This is a genomic window from Streptomyces sp. NPDC029674 (assembly GCF_044903205.1).
In the GTDB taxonomy this organism is placed as follows: domain Bacteria; phylum Actinomycetota; class Actinomycetes; order Streptomycetales; family Streptomycetaceae; genus Streptomyces.
The window spans coordinates 316,698-338,824 of sequence record NZ_JBJDPY010000003.1 but is presented as its reverse complement, the minus strand read 5'-3'; the positions used below and the strand labels follow the sequence as shown (position 1 = coordinate 338,824).

At 72.6% G+C, this 22,127-nt stretch carries 20 protein-coding genes; 10 read left to right on the top strand and 10 right to left on the bottom strand.

Going from position 1 to position 22,127, the window contains the following annotated elements; all coding sequences use genetic code 11:
• Positions 1 to 64: 64 nt before the first annotated feature.
• The 3 genes from ACI2L3_RS08975 to ACI2L3_RS08965 form a co-directional block, all read right to left on the bottom strand.
• Positions 65 to 850 carry an SDR family NAD(P)-dependent oxidoreductase gene (locus ACI2L3_RS08975; protein WP_404751635.1) on the bottom strand — a complete coding sequence of 262 codons (786 nt, stop codon included), beginning with the start codon at positions 848 to 850 and terminating at the stop codon, positions 65 to 67.
• Between the two features lie 31 nt (positions 851 to 881).
• Positions 882 to 1,847, bottom strand: coding sequence for an LLM class F420-dependent oxidoreductase (locus ACI2L3_RS08970; RefSeq protein ID WP_404751634.1), 966 nt, complete (start codon positions 1,845 to 1,847; stop codon positions 882 to 884).
• Between the two features lie 364 nt (positions 1,848 to 2,211).
• The gene (locus ACI2L3_RS08965; protein ID WP_404751633.1) at positions 2,212 to 3,519 is read right to left on the bottom strand and encodes an amidohydrolase family protein; all 1,308 of its coding nucleotides are present in this window, start codon (positions 3,517 to 3,519) and stop codon (positions 2,212 to 2,214) included.
• Between the two features lie 265 nt (positions 3,520 to 3,784).
• Between ACI2L3_RS08965 and ACI2L3_RS08960 the strand changes: the two genes are divergently transcribed.
• The 3 genes from ACI2L3_RS08960 to ACI2L3_RS08950 all read left to right on the top strand — a co-directional run bounded on the left by ACI2L3_RS08960 (position 3,785) and on the right by ACI2L3_RS08950 (position 7,507).
• Positions 3,785 to 6,763 (top strand): AfsR/SARP family transcriptional regulator, encoded by a 2,979-nt coding sequence (locus ACI2L3_RS08960; protein ID WP_404751632.1) that lies wholly within the window; start codon positions 3,785 to 3,787, stop codon positions 6,761 to 6,763.
• A 205-nt stretch (positions 6,764 to 6,968) separates the two neighbouring features.
• Positions 6,969 to 7,151 (top strand): sigma-like protein, encoded by a 183-nt coding sequence (locus ACI2L3_RS08955; RefSeq protein WP_404751631.1) that lies wholly within the window; start codon positions 6,969 to 6,971, stop codon positions 7,149 to 7,151.
• Positions 7,152 to 7,333: 182 nt separating this feature from the next.
• Positions 7,334 to 7,507 (top strand): hypothetical protein, encoded by a 174-nt coding sequence (locus ACI2L3_RS08950; RefSeq protein ID WP_404751630.1) that lies wholly within the window; start codon positions 7,334 to 7,336, stop codon positions 7,505 to 7,507.
• 387 nt (positions 7,508 to 7,894) lie between these two features.
• On the opposite strand, the gene ACI2L3_RS08945 is transcribed toward ACI2L3_RS08950, so the two are convergent.
• The gene (locus tag ACI2L3_RS08945) at positions 7,895 to 8,755 is read right to left on the bottom strand and encodes a hypothetical protein (protein ID WP_404751629.1); all 861 of its coding nucleotides are present in this window, start codon (positions 8,753 to 8,755) and stop codon (positions 7,895 to 7,897) included.
• Positions 8,756 to 8,804: 49 nt separating this feature from the next.
• Between ACI2L3_RS08945 and ACI2L3_RS08940 the strand changes: the two genes are divergently transcribed.
• Positions 8,805 to 9,428, top strand: a complete 624-nt coding sequence (locus ACI2L3_RS08940; RefSeq protein WP_404751628.1) for a hypothetical protein — start codon at positions 8,805 to 8,807, stop codon at positions 9,426 to 9,428.
• A gap of 55 nt (positions 9,429 to 9,483) precedes the next feature.
• On the top strand, positions 9,484 to 9,876 hold the full coding sequence (locus ACI2L3_RS08935; RefSeq protein WP_404751627.1) for a VOC family protein: 393 nt from the start codon (positions 9,484 to 9,486) through the stop codon (positions 9,874 to 9,876).
• Between the two features lie 44 nt (positions 9,877 to 9,920).
• On the opposite strand, the gene ACI2L3_RS08930 is transcribed toward ACI2L3_RS08935, so the two are convergent.
• Positions 9,921 to 11,528: a FadD3 family acyl-CoA ligase gene (locus ACI2L3_RS08930; RefSeq protein WP_404751626.1), complete on the bottom strand. Its 1,608-nt coding sequence runs from the start codon at positions 11,526 to 11,528 to the stop codon at positions 9,921 to 9,923.
• Positions 11,529 to 11,642: 114 nt separating this feature from the next.
• On the opposite strand from ACI2L3_RS08930, the gene ACI2L3_RS08925 reads away from it, so the two are divergent.
• From ACI2L3_RS08925 to ACI2L3_RS08915, 3 genes are all read left to right on the top strand, one after another.
• Positions 11,643 to 12,791, top strand: coding sequence for a lipid-transfer protein (locus ACI2L3_RS08925; protein ID WP_404751625.1), 1,149 nt, complete (start codon positions 11,643 to 11,645; stop codon positions 12,789 to 12,791).
• Positions 12,792 to 12,884: 93 nt separating this feature from the next.
• Complete coding sequence (locus ACI2L3_RS08920; RefSeq protein WP_404751624.1) at positions 12,885 to 13,334, top strand: Zn-ribbon domain-containing OB-fold protein; 450 nt, start codon at positions 12,885 to 12,887, stop codon at positions 13,332 to 13,334.
• Entirely contained in the window at positions 13,331 to 14,119 is a 789-nt protein-coding gene (locus tag ACI2L3_RS08915) for an enoyl-CoA hydratase/isomerase family protein (RefSeq protein WP_404751623.1), read from the top strand. The genes ACI2L3_RS08920 and ACI2L3_RS08915 overlap by 4 nt, the downstream gene beginning before the upstream one ends.
• Before the next feature lie 12 nt (positions 14,120 to 14,131).
• Here ACI2L3_RS08915 and ACI2L3_RS08910 read toward each other — a convergent pair whose 3' ends face one another.
• Entirely contained in the window at positions 14,132 to 15,319 is a 1,188-nt protein-coding gene (locus ACI2L3_RS08910; RefSeq protein WP_404751622.1) for a DNA glycosylase AlkZ-like family protein, read from the bottom strand.
• A 106-nt stretch (positions 15,320 to 15,425) separates the two neighbouring features.
• Here ACI2L3_RS08910 and ACI2L3_RS08905 point away from each other — a divergent pair, with 106 nt between their 5' ends.
• On the top strand, positions 15,426 to 16,013 hold the full coding sequence (locus ACI2L3_RS08905; RefSeq protein WP_404751621.1) for a hypothetical protein: 588 nt from the start codon (positions 15,426 to 15,428) through the stop codon (positions 16,011 to 16,013).
• Positions 16,014 to 16,020: 7 nt separating this feature from the next.
• Here the strand turns inward: ACI2L3_RS08905 and ACI2L3_RS08900 are convergent, their stop codons facing one another.
• A complete protein-coding gene (locus ACI2L3_RS08900) occupies positions 16,021 to 18,417 on the bottom strand; it encodes a PQQ-binding-like beta-propeller repeat protein (protein ID WP_404751620.1) in 2,397 nt (798 codons plus the stop codon).
• Positions 18,418 to 18,580: 163 nt separating this feature from the next.
• Positions 18,581 to 19,411: a VOC family protein gene (locus tag ACI2L3_RS08895; protein ID WP_404751619.1), complete on the bottom strand. Its 831-nt coding sequence runs from the start codon at positions 19,409 to 19,411 to the stop codon at positions 18,581 to 18,583.
• A gap of 168 nt (positions 19,412 to 19,579) precedes the next feature.
• On the opposite strand from ACI2L3_RS08895, the gene ACI2L3_RS08890 reads away from it, so the two are divergent.
• Positions 19,580 to 20,227, top strand: a complete 648-nt coding sequence (locus ACI2L3_RS08890) for a TetR family transcriptional regulator (RefSeq protein ID WP_404751618.1) — start codon at positions 19,580 to 19,582, stop codon at positions 20,225 to 20,227.
• A gap of 136 nt (positions 20,228 to 20,363) precedes the next feature.
• On the opposite strand, the gene ACI2L3_RS08885 is transcribed toward ACI2L3_RS08890, so the two are convergent.
• Entirely contained in the window at positions 20,364 to 20,846 is a 483-nt protein-coding gene (locus ACI2L3_RS08885) for a nitroreductase family deazaflavin-dependent oxidoreductase (RefSeq protein WP_404751617.1), read from the bottom strand.
• A complete protein-coding gene (locus ACI2L3_RS08880; RefSeq protein ID WP_404751616.1) occupies positions 20,846 to 22,063 on the bottom strand; it encodes an acyl-CoA dehydrogenase family protein in 1,218 nt (405 codons plus the stop codon). Before ACI2L3_RS08880 ends, ACI2L3_RS08885 begins: the two co-directional genes overlap by 1 nt.
• Positions 22,064 to 22,127 lie beyond the last annotated feature (64 nt).

Below are 22,127 nucleotides of genomic sequence, written 5' to 3'. Positions count from 1 at the left end.
CGTCGACTGTTCCACCGCCCCGGGAGGCCGTCAAGGGGCGCGGGCCCGGCTCGCTGACGTAGCGTCAGATGACGCTCACCCCGGCCAGCCACCCCCCGTCGATGACGAACGGCTGGCCTGTGATGTACGCCGAGTCCTCCCCGGTCAGGAAGAGCGCGAGGGCGGCCACCTCCTCGGGCCGGCCGACCCGGCCGAGCGGCACGAGCTTCTTGTAGAGCCCGGCGACCGCCTCCCGCGCCTCCGTGGGGTCGGCGGTGGGGTCCAGCTGCGCGGGATTGGTCATGGGGGTGTCGACGGCCCCCGGGCACACGGCGTTGACGCGGATGCCCTTGGCGGCCAGCTCCAGGGCCGCGACCCGGGTGAGCCCGAGGATGGCGTGCTTGGTCGCGGCGTACGCGCCCACGTACGCCATGCCCGTGAGCGCCGTGTACGAGGCGGTGTTCACGATCGTGCCGCCGCCCGCCGAGCCGATCTCGGGAGCGACGGTACGGATGCCGAGGAAGCAGCCGATCTGGTTGACCTGGATGATCTGCTGGAACTCTTCGAGGGGCGTGCTGACGATTTCGTTGAACCGGAGGATGCCGGCGTTGTTCACGAGCCCGTCGATCTTCCCGAAGGTGTCCTTCGCGATGGCCGTGGCGGCCTGCCAGTCCGCCTCTGCTCCTACGTCCAGGTGGACGTAGACCGCGGAGTCCTCACCCAGCTCCTTGGCGAGCGCCTCGCCCTGCTCGTCGAGCACGTCGGCGATGAGTACGCGGGCGCCCTCCTCCACGAAGAGGCGCGCCTCCTGCTCGCCCTGTCCGCGCGCGGCGCCGGTCACGATGACGACGCGGCCGTCCAGCTTGCCCATGTCCTGCTCCCTGCTCTCGTCACTCTCGTCGTCAGTCGTTGAGGTTCGGGGCCACGTCGGCGGCGAAGGCCGCCATCTGGTCGGTGAGTTCGGTACGGCTCCGGGTGCGGAAGCGCACCTGGATCTGGTCGACGCCCATCGCGGCGTACTCGCGCAGGGACTCGGCGAGGGCCTCGGGCTTCCCGGAGAGCGTGCGGCGGCCCACGGGGTGGGCGGGCTCCCCCACGTACAGCACCTCGGTGATGGCGCCCACGGTGACCGGCTCCCGGACCCCCGCCTCCTCGCGCAGTTGCTTGAGCCGGGCTATCTGCGCGGGCAGCGCGTCGCGCAGGTCGCCCTGCGGCAGCCAGCCGTCGCCGCGGGTGGCCGCCCTGCGCACGGCGGCGGGCGATGAGCCGCCGACCCAGATGGGGACGCGGGCCTGGGCGGGGCGTGGCCGCTGCGCGAGATCCTGGAAGCCGAAGCGCCGGCCGTGGTGTGCGGGGTACTCGTCCGGGCCGAGGGCCGCCCTGAGCGCGTCCACGGTCTCGTCGAGGATCTGGCCCCGCCGCGCGAACTCGACGCCGAGCGCCTCGAATTCCTCCTGTACGTGTCCCGCGCCGACCCCGAGGATCAGACGCCCGGCGCTGAGCCGGTCCAGGGTGGCGTACTGCTTGGCGGAGAGGAGCGGGTGCCGGAGCCCGACGATGGCGACGTGACTCATGAGGCGGACGTTCTCGGTGACGGCGGCGAGGTGGGCGAGGGTCGCGACGGGGTCGTACCAGACGGTGCCCATCGCGTCGGCGAGGCGGCGGGGGATCGCGACGTGGTCGCAGGTGGCGAGGTAGGCGAAGCCGGTGCGGTCGGCGGTGCGGGCGATCTCCACGAGGTCCTCGGGGCCGGCTTCGGCCTCCCATGGCTCGGCGTACAGCGGGCTCTGCGACTGGACCGGCAACTGCATTCCGTAGACGACCACGGGCGCCTCCACGCTCTCCGTCTTGACCTGACGCCCCGTCATGCAAGGCGCTGGGCCATAGTCGTAGCTGACGCTGCGTCAGACAAGGGTTCTGGCGGGGCGCGCTTGGCGGGTGCGGGTGGCGCCTATTGCCCGTCTGTGGGGCGGGGGCGCGGGGGTATGTGCGTACTCGCCATCCCTGCGCCACGCCTCAAGTCCAAAGACGCCAGAGTGCGCTCGGTGCTCCGTTCGCACATACCCCCACACCCCCTCGGGAGCGTGTGCGGCTGCGCCCCGGTGGGGCGACTCGCTCCTACTCCCGCGGGGCGTCGCGGGGTGCACGGGCGGGTGGGTGGGATACATCCGCCGCGAAGCGGCGGGCTCGGTGCTCCTACCCCCACAGGACGTCGCGGGGCACACCCCGCTCCTACCCCCGCGGGACGTCGCCGGGCGCACCGGCACCCGCCCCAGGCCAGAGGCCAGCCCCCGTAAGGCCGAGAAGCTCGACCGCGTTGCCGCGGACGATGCGGTCGACGACGCCGGGGTCGAGGTGCCCCATCTGCGCCTCCCCGACCTCCCGCGACTTGGGCCAGGTCGAGTCGGAGTGCGGATAGTCCGTCTCGTACAGCACGTTCCCCACCCCGATGGAGTCGAGATTGCGCAACCCGAACGCGTCATCGAAGAAGCAGCCGTATACGTGCTCGGTGAAGAGTTCGGACGGCGGTCGCGTGACCTTGTCCGCGACCCCGCCCCACCCCCGGTTCTCCTCCCACACGACGTCCGCGCGCTCGAGGATGTAGGGGATCCAGCCGATCTGCCCCTCGGCGTACATGACCTTCAGGCGGGGGAAGCGTTCGAACTTGCCGCTCATCAGCCAATCGACCATCGAGAAGCAGCAGTTGGCGAAGGTGATCGTGGAGCCGACGGCGGGCGGCGCGTCCGCCGACGTGGACGGCATCTTGCTGGACGAGCCGATGTGCATGGCGACGACCGTGCCGGTCTCGTCGCAGGCGCGCAGGAAGGGGTCCCACTCGTCGGTGTGGATGGACGGCAGTCCGAGGTGGGGCGGGATCTCGGAGAAGGCGACGGCCCGTACGCCCCGCGCGGCGTTCCGCCGTACCTCCGCGGCGGCGAGCTCCGCGTCCCAGAGCGGAATGAGGGTGAGCGGTATGAGGCGGCCGTGGGCCTCGGGCCCGCACCACTCCTCCACCATCCAGTCGTTGTACGCCTGGACGCTGAGCAGGGCGAGCTCCCGGTCCTTCGCCTCGGTGAACGTCTGCCCGCAGAAGCGCGGGAAGGTGGGGAAGCAGAGGGCGGACTGGACGTGGTTGACGTCCATGTCGGCGAGCCGGTCGGGGACGGAGAAGGACCCGGGCCGCATCTGCTCGTACGTGATGACCTCGAGTTTGATCTCGTCCCTGGCGTAGCCGACCGCGGTGTCGAGGCGGGTGAGGGGGCGGTGCAGGTCCTCGTAGATCCACCAGTCCCCGATGGGCCCGTCCTCGCCCTGCTCGCCCATGACGGGGGCGAATTTCCCGCCCAGGAAGGACATTTCCCGCAGCGGGGCGCGGACGATCCTGGGGCCGCGGTCCTGGTACTTGGACGGGAGCCGGTCCCGCCAGACGCTGGGGGGTTCGACCGTGTGGTCGTCCACCGAGATGATCTTCGGGAAGGGCTGCGGGACGGTCTGCGGGCCGGGCTGCGAGAAGGTCTGCGGGCTCTCCGTGGTCTCCATGAGGCTCACGGTAGCGCCGATCTGACGACCCGTCAGCTGGCTGTGATGCGGAATGTCGTGCGAGGACCCTGTGAGAGCCGTCTCCCACGGCTGACGCATCCGCCATGGACAAGGCAAACTGGCGGGGAGCAAGAACCGGGCACGGAACCACAGCACCACAGAGCAGCAGAGCCACACAGCAACAGAGCCACAGGCATACGCACCACCGCGGGCGGGCAGACCCGCGACCGGCAGGATTGGGAACGGCAGGGCGGCAGGGGGAGCGATGGTCGATGTACCGCGCGTACCGGAGCAGCGGCGTCCGGCCTCGGGGGACACCCCCGGGGAGCGGACCGAGGGGCACCCCCCCGAGGTTCGGACGCCGCGCTTCAGCGTGCTCGGACCGGTGCGCGCGTGGCACGGCTCGGAACAGCTCAACACCGGATCCCCCCAGCAGAGGGCGCTGCTCGCGGCCCTCCTCCTGCGGGACGGCCGCACGGCCACCGCGTCGGAGCTGATCGACGCGCTCTGGGGCGAGGAGCCGCCGTCGCAGGCGCTGGCAGCGGTACGTACGTACGCGTCCCGGCTCCGCAAGGTGCTGCCTGCCGGCGTCCTCGTCAGCGAGTCCGGCGGCTATGCCGTCCAGGTCGGGGACGGCGCCCTCGACCTGGCCGTGGCGGAGGACCTCTGGGCGGCGGCCGAGAAGGCCCGCAGCGTCGGCGACCTCTGCCAGGCGCGCACGCTGGTGAACAAGGCACTGGGGCTCTGGGACGGCGAGCCTTTGGCCAACGTTCCCGGTCCCTACGCGGACACCCAGCGCACCCGCCTCGACGAGTGGCGCCTGCAGCTCGTCGAGACCCGCCTGGACATGGACCTCGAACAGGGCTGCCACGCGGAGGCGGTGTCGGAGCTGACGGCCCTGACGGCGGCGCACCCGCTGCGGGAGCGGCTGCGCGAGCTGCTGATGCTGGCGCTCTACCGCAGCGGTCGCCAGGCGGAGGCCCTCGCCGTCTACGCGGACACGCGCCGCCTGCTCGCCGACGAACTCGGCGTGGACCCGCGACCGGGCCTCAAGGAGCTCCAGCAGCGCATCCTCCAGGCCGACCCCGCCCTCGCCGAGCCCGCCGCCCCCGACCAGGAACCGGCGACGACGGCGGTACGCCCGGCACAGCTCCCGGCGACCGTCCCCGACTTCACGGGGCGCGCGTCCTTCGTTGACGAACTGAGTGACATCCTCTCCACCTCCGAGGGCCGCGTGATGGCGGTCTCGGCGCTCGCGGGCATCGGCGGCGTCGGCAAGACGACCCTCGCCGTCCACGTCGCGCACGTCGCGCGCACCCACTTCCCCGACGGCCAGCTGTACGTGGACCTCCAGGGCGCGGGCGCGCGGGCCGCCGAACCGGAGACGGTCCTCGGCGCCTTCCTGCGCGCCCTCGGCACGGCCGACTCGGCGATCCCGGACTCCCTGGAGGAGCGGGCGGCCCTGTACCGCTCGGTCCTGGCCGGCCGCAGGATCCTCGTCCTCCTGGACAACGCGCGCGACGCGGCCCAGGTCCGCCCGCTGCTCCCCGGCATGGAAGGCTGCGCGGCCCTGGTGACCAGCCGCGTCCGCATGGTCGACCTGGCGGGCGCGCACCTGATCGACCTGGACGTGATGTCCCCCGAGGAGGCCCTTCTCCTCTTCACCCGCATCGTCGGCGAGGAGCGGGTGACGTCCGAGCGCGAGGCCGCCCTCGACGTGGTGGCGGCCTGCGGTTTCCTGCCGCTCGCCATCCGGATCGCGGCGTCCCGCCTCGCGGCCCGCCGCACCTGGACGGTCTCCACGCTCGCGGCGAAGCTGGCGGACGAGCGGCGGCGCCTCGACGAGCTCCAGGCGGGCGACCTCGCGGTCAAGGCGACCTTCGAGCTGGGCTACGGCCAGCTGGAGCCGGCCCAGGCCCGCGCCTTCCGCCTCCTCGGCCTCGCCGACGGCCCCGACCTCTCCCTCGCGGCCGCCGCGGCGGTCCTCGACCTCCCCCTGGAGGAGACGGAGGACCTCCTGGAATCCCTGGTCGACACGTCCCTGGTGGAATCCGCCGCCCCCGGCCGCTACCGCTACCACGACCTCGTACGCCTCTACGCGCGTGCATGCGCCGAACGCGACGAGCAGCCCCCCAGCGAGCGGGACGCGGCGATGTCGCGGTTGCTGGACTTCTATCTGGCGTCGGCGGCGCGGGTCTACGCGATCGAACGCCCCGGCGACCGCACGGTGGACCACCTGGCGCCGACGCAGCACGCGGGCCAGGACTTCACGGACGACACGAAGGCCCTGGACTGGCTCCACTCGGAGGCGGCCTGCATCCTGGCCTGCGTCCAGCAGTCCCTGGGCGCGGGGACGCTGCGGCGGGCGGTGGACCTGCTCCTTGCCTCCAAGGATCTGGCGGAGTCGGGGGCGAGTTCGCTGCGGTACGAGGCGGCGACGTGCGCGGCACGGGACGCGGCGGCGGAGGTGGGCGATGCCCGTGCCGAGGGCCGCGCGCGGGTGACGCTGGCCCAAGTGCACAGCAACGCGGGGCGGTTCGACGAGGGCAAGCTGGAGGCGGAGCGGGCGCTGGCGCTCGAGGGCACCGCGAACGACCCGTGGACCAGCAGCAACGCGCCGAACGAACTGGGGATCATCGGCAACTGCACCAACCAGCTGGAGGCCAGCGAGGCCTACCTGCTCCGGGCGATCGAGGCCTTCCGCGCCGACGGCAACCGGCCGGGTGAGGCGAGCGCCCTCTGCAACCTCTCCCGCGCCCTCGTCGACCTGGGCCGCACGGCGAAGGCCATCGAGCTCGCCCGGCAGGGCATCGCCATCTACGACGACCTCGGTCTCACGTTCCGGCTGGCCAATGCCCGGTACGCGCTCGGGGTCGTCCTCGGCCATGCCGGTCGCCACGGCGAGGCCCTCGACCAGCTCACCGAGGCGCTGCACGTCTTCGCGGAGAACCGGCAGCGCCTGTGGGAGGGGACCACGCACTTCCGCCTCGCGCAGGTACACCTCTCCTCCCACCGTGCGGCCCTGGCGGCCCAGCACGCGGAGCAGGCGCTGACGACGGGGTGCATGGGCGGCGACTGGATGCGGGCCAACGTCCTCGTCCTGCTGGGAAGGTGCCTCGACAGCCTGGGCCAGGTCGACCGGGCGAGGGCCTGCTGGCGAGAAGCCCTGGTCATCCACGAGAGGGCCGGCGCCGCCGAGGTCGACGAAGTACGCGGACTCCTCGGCCCGCTGGCCGCCGCCTGACGCTCCCCCTCGGCGCGTTCATCGAACGTTTATGGCGGGCTGCCACTCTCTACTTATCGATCCGTCGCGTCGGGGGGCAGACGGGTCGCCTCGGGCCCCACAGATAGGGTGAGCGGCCCTGGAACACCCGTTCAGCGACCCTCGGGGGAGTTGCTGAGCGGGTGTTCTGCCCCAGCGAACCGTCACATCCCTTAGGAGTTCCGACATGAGCGACGCCAAGACGAACCAGGGCATCACGACGATGGGCGACAGCCACACGCCGGCTCCGCCGAAGGACGGCGGGGCCACCACGCAGGGCGACAGCCACACGCCCGCCCCGCCGAAGGACGGCACGGCCACCACGCAGGGCGACAGCCACACGCCTGCCCCGCCGGCCAAGGACGCCTGAGAACTTCATTCCCGACGGGGGTCGGCCGCGGCGGCGCGGTGGGGGAGCCGCCGCGGCCGACGCATGTCCGGACTCGGTTCAGGCCAATCGCTGGCGGGAACCAGGCAAGCAACCCGAACAGCCGTGCCATTCACCAGTAGCGTCCCCAAGCAGCAACAGTTGCGCTTTTCAAGGGAGTTGGAATGACCCGCACCAAGAAGGTCTTCGTCACACTGGCTGTCGCGGCCGCCGTCGCCGGTGGCGCCGCGAGCCCCGCCCTCGCCACCGACGGCCACACCCCGGTCACCCCGCAGGGCGACAGCCACGTGCCGGCCCCGCCCCGCGACGGCCACACGCCGACCGCGCCGCAGGACTGACCGGGGGCCACCGCCGCGGCGTGGGGCGCCGGACCGGCGGTGGCCGCCCGCGCGCGCCGACGCCGTGGCTCCCCTCCGATGTCGGCGCGCGCCTGCCCTCACGGCGTCGGGGAGTGCGGGAGAACGCCCCGTTCGGAACTGGCCGGGAGGGCACGAACCGGAGCCGACGGGATCGGTGGCACAGCTCCGGCCGTCCGTGGGCCGATGCGCGGCCCCTCTCGACGTCACCCCCTTGCTGTGGGGAAAGGGCAGAACGACGCGTCCGGGGTCCGGGGACCGGGAAGAGCGGCGACCGCGCTGCCATGCTGCCGCAGGCTCTCCTCCTTTGTGAGGCTAGGCCTGTACGCGACGGGGCGGAAGACGGGACGCGGCACCAGCCGGTCTGCGTCAAACGGCTGAGGTGAGGGACCTCTTCAGGGCCCCCTTCAGGGCCGACACGAACGTGTCGCGCGCTTCCTCGTCGAGGAGGTCCAGCGAGAGGTACGGGTTGAGGTCCTCCAGTTCGACGAGGAGGAGCTCCCCGGCACGGGTCCTGCACGCGTCGACGCGCTGGATGCCGTGGTCGACGGTGTTCCAGTCGACGAAGGCGCGGGCGAAGGCCAGGTCGGCCGCGGTCGGTTCGTACCGCTCCAGGTGCCAGCGCCTGGCGGGGTCGGGCGCGTGCAGCGCGTACTGGAAGGTGTGGTCGACGAAGTAGAACGAGACCTCGTACGTGAAGTCGACGCACGGCTGGATCAGGATGCCGGACTCGGGCCGCAGCCCCGCCAGCTCCTCGCGGGACAGGAATTCCAGGCCTATGGAGTCCGCGCCCGCCTTCGGCTTGACCACGTACGTGGCGGTCTCCGGGAGGCGGCCGACGTCCCGGGGGTCGTCGACCGTGGGGATCACGGGGTAGCCCGCCGCCGTCAGGTCGAGCAGGTACTGCTTGCCGGCCATGTCGGCCTTGCCGGTGAGCTGGTTGTAGACGCGGGCTCCGCACCTCGCCGCGCGTTCCTTGAAGTCGTTCCACTGCGCCTCGTAGTGGAGGACCGGGCCGCTGTTGCGGACCACGACGGTGTCGAAGGCGCCCGTCTCCATCAGGGGCGCCGCGTCCAGCGGGTGGCACAGGGCCACGTCGAAGTCCTCGCGGAGGCGGGCGGTGAGGTAGACGTCCTCGTCGCAGTAGCGGCGGCCCTTCGCCTCGTAGGCGAGGTCCGTGACGAAGAGGATGCGGGGGCGGGCGGCCGAGTCGGGTCGTGCGGTGTGCATCGGGCAATCCTGGCAGAGTCGCTCACCCGTTCGTGGCAGAGTCGTGGGCATGGTCCCCTCGACGTATCGAACCCACCGAAGACGCCTCAGTGCCTGTGCGCTCCTCCTTGGGGGCGGTCTCGTCCTCACCGCCTGCGGTGACGAGCGACCCGGCACGGATACTGCCGCCCCCATCACCGGCACCCCGTCCGCCTCTCCCGAGACCACACCCACGCCCTCCTCCGGCGCCTCCCCCTACGTGGAGCCCGGAGTCATCGACGGCGCGCCCCACAACGGCGAGAACAACGCCTACCGCCGCCCCGGTGAGATGTCCGCGGCGGACGCGGAGGCGGCACGGGCCGAGGCGGCCCGCATCAAGCCCGTCCTGAAGCGGCTGTGGAAGGCACAGAAGTGGGACCCGGACAGCGTGCGCGCCGCCCTCACCGGTGAGCTCGGGTACGAGGTCCGGAAGACGACCGAGAAGGGCGAGCTGGTCGGCGGCGAGCTCGACGTGCAGGCGATGAACTCACGCTACGAGGACGGGGACCAGGTCACCCCGGAGGGTGCGGTCGTCGGGCTCTACGTGGGCGACAGCGCCTGCATCACCGCCTTCGTGCAGAAGACCAACTACGAGGCCACGGCGAACGGGCGCTTCATGGAGACCGGCTGCTTCGAGCCGCCGTCCGGCCACTAGAGCCCGACTGTATTTCCGTGGACAACCCCGCCCCGCACCGCGAATAGTGCCGCCCATGACTTCTCGCGTGCGCCACCTCACGTTCGACGCCCACGACGCCTACCGGCAGGGCACCTTCTGGGCCGAGGTGCTCGGCGGCAAGCTCGCCGACGACGACTTTCCCGGTGATCCGGAGGCCCTGGTCGAGGCGGACGGCATCACGCTGCTGTTCGTGACCGTCCCGGAGACCAAGACCCTCAAGAACCGGGTGCACGTCGACCTCCAGCCGCAGGACCGCACCCGCGACGAGGAGGTCGAGCGGCTCCTCGCGCTCGGCGCGAAGCTGTACGAGGACCACCGGAAGCCCAGCGGCCGCGGCTTCGTCGCCCTCACCGACCTGGAGGGCAACGAGTTCTGCGTGGAGTGCAGCGCCGCCGAGCGCGCGGCACTGACGGCCGCAGGCGTATAGCCGGCCGCAGGCGTATAGCCGGCCACTGACGGGTGGCCCGCCGGCTAGCGCGTGCGCCGCCCCCGCAGCTCCCCCTTCACCACCTTCCCGCTCGCGTTCCGCGGCAGTTCCGCCATGAACTCGACGGTCCTCGGCACCTTGTAGTTAGCCATCTCCCGGCGCGCCCACGCGATCAGGTCGTCCGCCGTCACGACGGCCCCGGGCCGCCGCACCACGTACGCCTTGCCGACCTCGCCGAGCCGCGGGTCCGGGACTCCGATCACGGCGACGTCGGCCACCTCCGGGTGGACGCCGAGGAGTTGCTCTATCTCGGCTGGGTAGGCGTTGAAGCCGCCGACGATGAACATGTCCTTGATCCGGTCCGTGATACGGAGGTTGCCCTCCTTGTCGAGGACGCCGACGTCGCCCGTGTGCAGCCAGCCGTCCGGCGTCAGGCACTGTGCCGTGCCGGCCGGGTCCTCGAAATAGCCCCGCATGACGTGGTGGCCGCGGACGAGGACCTCGCCCGGGTGGCCCGGCCCCAGCGGTTCCCCGGCGGGACTCACCACCCGTACCTCCGTGTCGGGGATGGCGCGGCCCGACGTCGCCGCGATGACGTCGGCCGGGTCGCCGCGGCGGCACATCGTGACGATGCCGCTCGCCTCCGAAAGTCCGTACGCGGTAAGGACGGTGGCGATGCGAAGCTCTGCGCGCAGCCGCTCCACGAGCCGCAGCGGCACCACCGCGGCACCCGTCACGACGAGCCGCAGCGCGGACAGGTCGTGCTGGTCGCGCGATGGGTGGTCGAGGATCGACTGGTGCAGGGTGGGCGGTCCCGGCAGGACGGAGATGCGTTCGGCGGCGACGTTGGCGAGGACCGTGTCCACGTTGAAGACCGGCTGCGGGATCATGGTCGCGCCCCGCATCAGGCAGGCGATGATCCCGGCCTTGTAGCCGAAGGTGTGGAAGAACGGGTTCACGATCAGATAGCGGTCGCCCTCGCGCAGCCCGGCCAGCTCGCTCCACACGTCGTAGCAGCGCAGGGTCTGGGCGTGGGTGATGACGGCACCCTTGGGGCGGCCCGTCGTGCCCGAGGTGAAGATGATGTCCGAGGGCGCGGAGCCGTCGACGGACGCGGCCCGGGTGCGGACCGCTTCACCGGTCACCCGGCCACCGCTCGCCAGGAAGTCCTTCCAGGTGCGGAAGTCCTCCGGGGCGTCGTCGGAGAGGACGACCACCTCTTCCAGGTGCGGCAGGCCCGGCAGCGGGCCGTGCCCGGGGCCGTCGGCGGCGGCGCGGCGCAGCGAGGCGACGTACGACGTACCGAGGAACGTGCCGGTGACGAAGAGGAGTCTGGCCCGGCTGCGCGCCAGGACGTCCGCCGCCTCGGCGCCCTTGAAGCGGGTGTTGAGGGGGACGAGGACCGCGCCTGCCGAGACGGCGCCGAGCGCGGAGACGATCCAGTCGAGAGTGTTGGGCGCCCAGACGGCGACGCGGTCGCCGGGTTCGACGCCGTTGGCCATGCAGGCCGCCGCGGCGTGCTCCACGCGTGCGCCGAGTTCCGCGTACGTGACGCGGGTGCGGCCCTCGACGACCGCCTCCCGCGGGCCGTACCGCTCGGCGGCCGCCCGTACCAGTCCCGGGATGCTGCCCCACTCCAGGTCGCCGCGCATCGCAAGCCCCTCCCGCAGAGAACCCAGTAGCTGACTAACCGTCAGATTAGCTGTAGCCTGACGCGCTGTCAGCAGTGGTGACACGCTCGCGACCCGGCGGAGGTGCCGTTGCCCATGGCTTCACTCAAGGACGCTACTGCGATAGTCGGGATCGGCCAGACCCCCTTCGCCAAACAACTCCAGGAGTCCGAAAAGACGTTGGCGTGCCGCGCCGTCATCGCCGCGCTCGACGACGCCGGCATCGCCCCGTCCGAGGTCGACGCCTTCGCCTCGTACACGATGGAGGAGACCGACGAGGTCGAGGTCGCCAAGGCCATCGGCGCGGGCGACGTCACCTTCTTCAGCAAGGTCGGCTACGGCGGCGGCGGTTCCTGCGCCACCGTCGCCCACCTCGCCGCGGCCATCGCCACGGGCCAGGCGAGCGTCGGCGTCGCCTGGCGCTCCCGCAAACGCGGCAGCGGCCCCCGCCCCTGGAAGAACACCACCGTCCAACTCCCCACCCCGGCCCAGTGGACGCGCCCCTTCGGCCTCCTCCGCCCCGCCGACGAGATCGCGATGCTCGCACGCCGCTACATGCACGAGTACGGCGCGACCCGCGACCACCTCTTCAACGTCGCCCTCGCCTGCCGCAACCGCGCCAACCAGAACCCGGCCGCGATGATGTACGAACGCCCGCTGACCCGCGACATGTATATGACCTCGCGCTGGATCAGCGAGCCGCTCTGCCTCTTCGACAACTGCCTGGAGACGGACGGCGCGCTGGCGTGCGTCATCGTCTCCGCCGAACGGGCCCGCGACTGCCGCCGACGCCCCGTCTACGTCCACTCCGTCGCCCAGGGCCTGCCCGCCCAGCACCACGGCATGGTCAACTACTGGAACGACGACCCGCTCTCCGGCCCGGCCTGGACAGCGGCCCGCCACCTCTGGAAACAGGCGGACTTCGGCCCCCAGGACGTCGACGTCGCCCAGATCTACGACGCGTTCACCCCGCTCATCCCCCTCTCCCTGGAGGGCTACGGCTTCTGCGGCCGAGGCGAGGGCGGCGCCTTCACGGAGGGCGGCGCCCTGGAGAGCGGCGGCCGCCTCCCCATCAACACGGGCGGCGGCGGCCTGAGCGAGGCCTACGTCCACGGCTTCAACCTCATCAACGAGGGCGTGAAGCAACTACGGGGCACGTCCACGGCCCAGGTCCCGGACGCGAAGACGTGCCTGGTGACGGCAGGCGAGGGAGTCCCCACGTCGGCGCTGCTCCTGAGGACCTGACAAGCGCCCTGGGGGCCCCGCAGGGGCCTTCCAGGGGCGCGGGGAACTGCGCGACCAGCCACAACAAACCCGCACCCGGCAGAGGACGATCACATGGCAGACGCGACGACCGAACCCCTCCTGACGCCAACCATGGACGACGACGGCGCCCCCTTCTGGGCCTACGCCGCCCGAGGCGAACTCCGCATACAGACCTGCACCGCCTGCCGCGAACCAAGATTCCCGCCCCGCCCCTGCTGCCCCCACTGCCAGTCCTTCGAAAGCGAGTGGCGGCTCATGAGCGGCCACGCCCGCATCTGGTCGTACGTCTTCCCGCATCCGCCCCTCCTCCCCGCCTACGCCGAACAGGCCCCGTACAACGCGATCATCGTCGAGCTGGCCGACGCCCCCCGCATCCGCCTCGTCGGCAACCTCGTCGCGGCGCCGGACGCCCCCCTGGACTCCGTCGCCCCGGAACGGCTCCGCATCGGCGCGAAGGTGCAGGTCGTCTTCGCGGACGTCGGCGGAACCGTGGTCCCGCGCTGGCTCCTGGAGCGCCCGTGACCCCGGCCGCCGCCGCCCTGCGCACGGCGGTCGACGAGGACACGGGCGTGGCGGTCCTGACCCTGGACCGCCCCGGGCGCCACAACGCGATCGACGTACCGACGGCGGCCGAACTGGCCGCGACCTGGCGGCGGTTCAGGTACGACGACACCGTACGCGCGGTCGTCGTGACCGGCGCCGGCGAGAAGGCCTTCTGCACGGGCATCGACCGCGACGCGGACGTCCCCCAGCCGCCCTCCCCCTACACGATCGACGACCCGCTGATCGCGATCGGCCCGAAGGCGAACGACCTCTGGAAACCGGTGATCGCCGCGGTCAACGGCATGGCGTGCGGCGGCGCCTTCTACCTCCTCGGCGAGGCGGAGTTCGTGGTGGCCGACGAGCACGCCACGTTCTTCGACCCGCACACCACGTACGGCATGGTCAGCGCGTACGAGACGATCCACCTCGCGCAGCGCATGCCGTTCGGCGAGGTGGCGAGGATGGCGCTGATGGGCACGGCGGAACGGATCTCGGCACGTCGGGCGTACGAGACGGGCCTGGTCTCCGAACTGACGTCGCCGGGCGGCGCGTTGGCGGCGGCGGTCCGTGCCGCGGAGACCATCGCGTCGTACCCGACGGAGGCGGTGCAGGGCACGGTCCGGGCGATCTGGTCGGCGAAGGAGGCCTCCCGCACCCAGGCCCTGGCCCACGCGCCTCACCTGATCGCCTTGGGAAACCTGCCCCCGGACCGCCAGGCGAAGCTGTTCGTACAACGCCGCGGGAACGACTTCCGGACCAGGTAAGGGGGTGGCTCCTCAGCCCCTCAGCTCGGCCACCCGGGGCACCCGGGCCTTCGGCGAGTCCAGGCTGAACGCGCGGGCGTCACCGAGCTCGTCGCGCACGAACGACTCCGTGGCGGTGACGGCGGCCCGCAGCGCAGCATCGTCCCGCAGCGCCGCGTCGAAGACGCGCCACACCACCTCGGCCGCGTCCACGTCGTACTCCCAGAGCCCGACGAGCCGCCCCCGGTCCACGATGATGTGCGCGGGCGCGTCGGCCAGGCCGCCGAGCCGCTTGCCGCCGAACTCCCGCTCCGCGTCGGCCGGTTCGATGATCCTGCCGAGGTCGCGGTGCAGCAGGTGGATGCCGTCGGTGCCGGCGAGGAGGGCGTACGAGGGTTCGTCGGGCACGGCGTACGCCTCGAAGGCGTCGACGAGCCCCGGCGGCATCAGCAATCCCTCCCCCACGTCCACGAGCCCGAGCCCGGCCACCGCAGCCTTCGCGGCCGCCACCGTGCAGCCGGAGAACCAGCGGAAGTGCGCGAGGGAGGCGGGCGCCGCCCAGTCGAAGTAGCGGCGGGCGAGCTCGGCGCGGGCGGTCTCCGGGGTGCGGCCGCCGAGGTCGAGGTCCCAGGCGACGTATCCGTACCGCTGCTGGTCGAGGCGCCCGCTCACCGGCACGCGGCGGATCCGCCCGCGCGCCTGCAGCAGTCCGAGGGCGAGCGGCAGGGTGGTGCTGAGGCCGCGCTTCTTCCCCTCGGGGCCGAGGCCGCGGACGGCGTCGCCCGTCGCGGCCTTGATCTTCGCGGGGTCGAGCGGTACGTCGCCGAGTGCGCCCCGCACGGCCTCGCACAGGCCGTCCAGCTCCGCCGGGGTGACCCCCAGGTGCTTGGCGGCCTGCCGGGCCTCCGCCTCCGGGGCGTGGGCGCCGACGGTGAGGCCGAGGGCGTAGTCGGCGGCGGGCAATACATAGGCGCAGCCGCGCGCGGACGGCAGCTCATGGATGTCGACCCGCGCGACAGCGGCATCCATGTCCTCCCGTGAGGCCCCGCACCGGGCCCGCAACCCCAGATACGGCCCCGAGCCGCCGACGGACCTCGCCCAGCCGGTCCGGGCGAGCACCTCCGCGGGCGGGGCGCCCATGAGCGCCCCGTCGAGCCCTTGCCGGTGCGCCCACCAGGCACGGAGGCGGTCGCGGCGGTGTCGTTGCGCATCCATGGACATGGGCCAAGTCTCGCCGCATGGCGATGCCCACGCACCCGGCGTAGCGTCGATCTTGAGAGACGCGTACGGATGCGCACAGCGAGTCGCACGCACAGGAGGAGGCCCCATGGTCCGCAACGTCCTCGGGTCGATCTTCGCTCTCGCCGGAGCGACGGCCGCCGTATGGAGCCCCTTCCGAGCCTGGTACGACGGCCGTCACGGGCGCCACTTCCGCATCGACGAGCTCTTCTCCGGGGGCGGGGTCACCGACGCGAAGGCGGAGCTGTTCGGCTCGGTCTTCCTGCCGTTCGCCTTCGCCGCCCTGCTGACGCTGATCGGGCTCGTGCTCAGGTCACGGCTCCTCGTCGCTCTCGCGGGCGTGCTCGTGCTGGGCTTCACCGTGCTGTGGATGGTCCGGCAGGGGCAGGCGCGGGGCAGTCTGGCGGTCGCGGGTGACGGTTCGGGCCTCGGCCAGGGCGTGCTGCTCGGCCTCGGTGGCGGGGTGGCGCTGCTGCTGGGCGCGGCGCTCATGGCGGGGCGGCGTCGCAGGCGCGGACGTGAGCGTGACCTGGAGCCGGTCCCGGCTCCGGACCCGTACCCGGAGCCCCCTCCCTACGGCGACCCCTACTACCCGCCGGCCCCGTACCCGTCGGACCCGCCCACCGCCCCGCCCCCTTGGCAGGACCCGGACCCGCCGACCACACCCCCGCGCTGAGCGCCCGCTATGCCCTCGGCGACGTCCCCGTCCCCCGCTCCGCGTCCAGGGCATACACACAGCGGTCCTTGCTGCACGCGTAGACGACGCCGTCCCGCACCACGGGGGCGCCCGTGATCTCGCCGCCGGTGGCCAGCTTCCAGCGGAGGCGGCCGTCGTCGGCCTTGAGGGTGTAGAGCAGGTGGTCCGTGGAGCCGAAGTGGATGCGGCGGTCGGCGACGACGGGTGCGCCGACGACCTCGCCGCCCGCCTGGAAGCGCCACTTCGGTGTGCCGGTCACCGCGTCCAGCGTGTAGAGGCCCTTGCCGCTGCCCACGTGGACGTGGCCGTCGGCGACGAGGACCGGTTCGATGGAGGAGCGGGACTCCGTGGCGATGCGCCACCGGTCGCGGCCGTCGGTCGCGTCGAGGGCGTACACCGTGCCGAGGTAGTCGGCGAGGTACACGCCGCCGCCGGTGACGGCGGGTCCGGGCGCGAAGGCGGGCGGGCAGAGGAAGGCGGCGGGTGCCTCGAAGTGCCAGCGGACGTGACCGCTGGCGACGTCGATGGCGAGGACACGCGTGCCGGCGGCCACGTACACGTAACCGTCCTGCGCCTGCGTGAGCCGCACGGGCACGCCGCCGCAGGAGGCCGCGTCGCCGACGGGGTACGACCAGCGTTCGTCGCCGGTCCGCGCCTCCAGGGCCCGCAGCCGCGCGCCCTTCCAGACGTACACCGTGCCGTCGGCGACGAGCGGCCCTGCCTCGGGCGTCTCGAAGTCGGTCTGCGCCCCGGTGATCTCCCAGAGCTTCTCGCCGTTGGCCGCCTCCCACGCCTGGACGCCGCCGCCGCGCGTGCCGGTGACGACGGTGCCCCGGTCGGCCTGGAGGGAGTACACCCAGGCGTCGGTCGGCAGCCGCCACAGGTCGGAGCCGTCGGCGCCGTCGAGGGCGTAGAGCGTGGGGCCGTCGGACGCGTGGATGCGGCCGTCGGCGACCGCCATGGACCAGGCGACGTCCCGCGTCTTGAAGCTGCGGCGGCCCGTGCCGACGTCCAGCGCGTGGACCTCGAAGGAGGTGACGTAGACGAGGTCCCCGGCGACGGCGGGCGTGCCCCAGACGTCGTTGGACATGCGGAAGCGCCACGGGCGCCACGACGTGGCGGCGTCCGGGGCCGGTGCGGGGGCCGGTACCGCGGGCGCCGGGTCGGCGCCGTTGCCGGGCGGCCGGTGGCCCGCGGAGCGGGACCAGGAGGCGGCGAGCCCGGACGCGCCGGGCGGCGCGACGGCCGGGCGTGCGTCGGCGACCCTCGGTCCCGGCCCGATCGGCACCTTCGCCCCGGCGAGCCGCACGGGCCCGGAGTCGGGGCCGCCGCCGAAGGGCGGCCGGGAAGGCGGCGCGGGCGGCGGCTGCTGCGGGGGCGGCGGCGCGGTGACGGGGGCCGCGGACATGGCGGGGGCGTGGGCGGCGGCGCCACGGCCGCCGCTGCGTCCGGCGGAGACGGGCACGCGGGCCGGCGGGCGGCCGCCGCGCCGGGCCTCGATGAGGGCGACGGCGCGCTCGGGCAGCCACGCGGACGCGGTGCCGCTGTCGTCGTTGTCGGCGCTCTCGGAGGCGAAGAGGTGCGGGGCGAGCTGCGCCTGGAGGTCGGCGGGGCTGGGCCGCAGCGTCGCCTCCATCTGCATGCAGGACTCGATGAGGGGCCGCAGCTCGGCGGGCAGGCCCTCGAGGTCGGGGCCCTCCCTGAGCAGCATGAAGACGGTTTCGACCGGGTTGGCGCCGTGGAACGGCGCGTGCCCGGTCGCGGCGAAGACGAGGGTCGAGCCGAGCGAGAAGACGTCGCTCGCGCCGGTCACGCTGCGGGAGTCCTTGGCCTGCTCGGGCGACATGTAGGCGGGCGTGCCGACGGCGACGTTCGTCATGGTGAGCCGCGTGTTGGAGACGCCGGACGCGATGCCGAAGTCGATGACGCGCGGCCCGTCCTCGACGACGAGGACGTTGGACGGCTTGAGGTCACGGTGGACGAGGCCCGCGCCGTGGATGGACTCCAGGGCCTCGGCCACGCCCGCCGCCAGCCAGCGCACGGCCTGGGTGGGCAGCGGCCCGTGTTCGTTCACTATTTCTTCGAGGGAGGGCGCGGGGACGTACGCGGTGGCGAGCCAGGGCACGGCGGCCCGCGGATCGGCGTCCACCACGGCCGCCGTATAGAAACCGGACACGGCGCGGGCCGCCTCGACCTCGCGCGTGAAGCGGACACGGAACAGCTGGTCCTCGGCGAGCTCGGTCCGCACCGTCTTGATCGCCACGCGCCGCCCCGACGCGGAGCGCGCGAGATAGACCAGACCCATGCCACCGGCGCCCAGCCTGCCGAGGACCTCGAACGGGCCGATCCGCCTCGGATCGTGCTGCGTCAGCTGATCCACCACTTGCCCTGCCACCTCCCCGTACGCGGCCGCCGAAGAAGACAGCCCCGTGCAGCGTCTCACCACCGAGCCGCTACGGCGGCACGCACCCTGATTCTTCCTGTCCGGGGCGGCGGTGGCGAACCCGGGGCGGGATCGGGGTGTCTACGGACAAATTGTCCGGCCTTCAGTCCTGGAGGACCGCGAAGGTGGCTCCTTGGTTGTCGGTGAACACCGCGATCCGCCCGTACGGGGTGTCGTGGGGCGGCACCTGTACGCGTCCGCCGAGGCGGGTCACCGCGGCGGCGGTCGCGTCGGTGCCGTCGACGTTGAAGTAGACGAGGAAGTGGGCGGGCATCTCCACGGGGATGCGCATACGGGCGCCCGCGTCCCCGGCATCCGGGGCCGGGGGGATCAGGCTGCGGCCGCCGATCGCCGTGTCGGGTCCCGGCTCGGCGCCCGCGGGCGACCAGGTGCGGAAGTCCTCGCCGTCGAGGTCGAGGTCGAAGCCGCCGTAGCCGAAGACGCGCTCGTAGAACGGGTCGACCAGGTCCTTGTCCCGTGAGTACACCTCGGCCCAGCAGTACGACCCGGGCCGCTGTTGCTTGCCGAAGCCGCGGTGCGTGCCGGCCTGCCAGAGTCCGAAGACGGCGCCCTCGGGGTCGGCGGCGAGCGCCGTCGTCCCGGCGGGCCCGACCTGCCTGGCCTCGGTGATCACGGAGCCGCCCGCGTCCCTGACGCGTTCGGCCAGAGCGGCCGCGTCGGGGGTGGCCAGATACACCGTCCATACGGTGGGCATGCGGCCGTCGGCCTTGGGCGCGAGCGCGGCGACGGGCAGGCCGTCGCTGTACGCGTACGCGTACGCATGGTCGAAAGTCCACCCGAAGAGCTCACCGTAGAACCGCTTGCCGCCCTCGACGTCGGGCAGCATCGCGTCGACCCAGCAGGGCACGCCCTCGGCGTAGTCGCCCCCGGTGTACCGGTGGCTGCCCCCTGTGTCCCGGTCCGCGTAGTCCATGACTGTCAAGCTAGCCGCCCGCCCCGGCCCCCGCAGCACGGAGACCCGAACACTTGGCCGATTCCTGTAGGCGGACGTCGAGGTGCGCCCCGCGCCGCTCTCACGCGCCCCAACCCCATTTGCACTCGGCCGAATCGCGCTCCGATCACCCCTCGGTAAGCTGACGGCATGACAGGACAGGTACGTACCGTCGACGGCCGCGTGGCCGGCCGGCGCGGTCAGGCGACGCGACAGAAGCTGCTCGACTGCCTCAGCGAGATGCTCAGCTCCTCGCCCTACCGGGACGTCAAAGTCATCGACGTCGCCCGGAAGGCGGGGACTTCACCAGCGACCTTCTACCAGTACTTCCCCGACGTCGAGGGGGCCGTCCTGGAGATCGCGGAGCAAATGGCCGCGGAGGGCGCCGAGTTGACCCAGCTCCTCGACGGACGCTCGTGGGTCGGCAAGGCCGGCTGGCAGACCTCCCAGGACCTGGTCGAAGGCTTCCTCGACTTCTGGCGCAAGAACGACGCGATCCTCCGCGTCGTCGATCTGGGCGCCGCGGAAGGCGACAAGCGCTTCTACAAAATCAGGATGAAGATCCTCAACTCGGTCAACAACTCCCTTACGGACACCGTCAAGGAGCTCCAGGCCAAGGGCAAGGTCGACAAGGACATCAGCCCGGCGGCCATGGCGGGCTCCCTGGTCGCGATGCTCGCGGCGGTCGCCTCCCACCAGCGGGGCTTCCAGACGTGGGGCGTCAAGGGAACCGAACTGAAGCCGAACCTGGCGATGTTGGTACATCTGGGCGTAACCGGCAAAAAGCCGACGAAGTAGCGTTTCCTTCCTGTCAGCCGTGGCGGATCACCCCTTGGTGATCCGCCGCTGTGCTTTCGGGGGCGGTCCTTCTGCTGCGGGTCCGCTGTGGTTGCTCGCGCAGTTCCCCGCGCCCCTTGACCCCCTTACGGGGCCGTCAACGGGGGGTCAGGCGGAAGAGGCGGATCTCGCGGTCTATCCGGGACTGGTAGGCGGCGTACGGGGGCCAGAAGCGTAGGGCGGCCGCCCAGGCCGATGTGCGGGCCTCGCCCGTGAGCAGTTGTGCACGCACCGGGATGTCCTTGCCGTGCCAGTTCACCTCGGCGTCGGGGTGGGTGAGGAGGTTGGCGGTCCAGGCGGGGTGGCCGGGGCGGCCGAAGTTGGAGCCGACAAGCACCCAGCTCGCGCCGCCTTTCCCGTCCTCCTCCGGCATGCAGGCCAGCGGCGTACGCCTCGGGAGACCCGTCTTCGCGCCGCGCGCGGTCAGGATGACGCCGGGCAGCATCCGCGCACTGAGCAGCACCTTGCCTCGGGTGAGGCGGTGCACCGCCCGGTCCATGGCGGGGACGAAGTGCGGCGCGATCTTCGCGAAGGTCCGGGTGGCCGACACCTTCTGCACCAGCCGCAGGCCCACCGGCATCAGACCGCCTCCCCGACTTCGGCGGGCTCGAAAAGACCCGCCCGGTCCGCCGCCCGCGCCCGCAGCCGGTGCACCGGACCGAAGAGCAGCTCGTCCCCGGCCGCCCGCTTGAAGTACAGATGCGCCTCGTGCTCCCAGGTGAACCCGATGCCGCCGTGCAACTGCACCGCCTCGGACGCGGCGGTCCGCAGCGCGTCGAGGGCCTGCGCGAGCGCGAGCCCGCCGGCCCGTTCGGCGCCCTGCCCGCCGAACCCCGCGGCCTCCGCACCCGCGGCCCACGCCGCGTAGTACGCGGCGGACCGCGCCGCCTGCACCTGTACGTACACGTCGGCGAGGCGGTGCTTCACCGCCTGGAACGACCCGATCACGCGCCCGAACTGCTCACGCTGCTGCACGTATTCGACGGTACGTTCCAGGGATCGTTCCGCCGCTCCGACCGCCTCGGCGGCGACGACGGTGGCCGCGACGTCCCCGACGCCGCAGAGCGCGGCCGGTACATCCGCCTCGTCGACGCCCAGCAACTCACCCTCCACGTCGCGCAGTTCGACGCGCGCCTGAGTGCGGGTCTCGTCCAGCGCGGTCTGCCGCGTCCGCACCATGCCGGCCGCCCCCTCGCGCACGAGGAAGAGGAGCGTACGGGACCTGGCGAAGCCTCCCGCGTGCGCGGCGACCACGAGCAGCCCCGCGCTGTGCCCGTCGATGACCTGCTCGGCCTGCCCGTACAGCCGCCACACCCCACCGGTGAGCCGCGCCTGCACGCCACCCGCGCGCCCGCCGCCCGCCCAGTCGCCGCCGTTGTCACCGACGAGACCGAGCGCCGTGGCGAGCCCGGTGCCGGGGACGGCGAGGGCGGCGGTCAGCTCTCCGGCCGCGATGCGGGGAAGGGATGCGGCGCGCTGCTCGTCGGTGCCGAGCGCGAGGATCAGGGGGGCGGCGAGGACGCTGGTGGCGAAGAGGGGCGTGGGGGCGAGGGCGCGGCCCAGCTCCTCGCAGCCGAGGGCGAGCTCGGCCGACGTGCACCCGACCCCTCCGTACGCCTCGGGGAGAGCAAGGCCGGGCAGCCCGAGCTGGTCGGCGAGGGCGGTCCACAGGGCGGTGTCGTGCCCGCCCTGGGTACGCACCGCCGCCTTGACCTCGTCGGGCCCGCACCGCTTGGTGATCACTTCGCGCAGAGTGCGGCGGATCTCGCCCTGTTCCGCACTGAAGGCGGCGTCCATCGGCAGGCTCCTCCCCGGGCCCCGGGCACGGCGGCCCGGAGTCCCCGATCTGACGGGCCGTCAT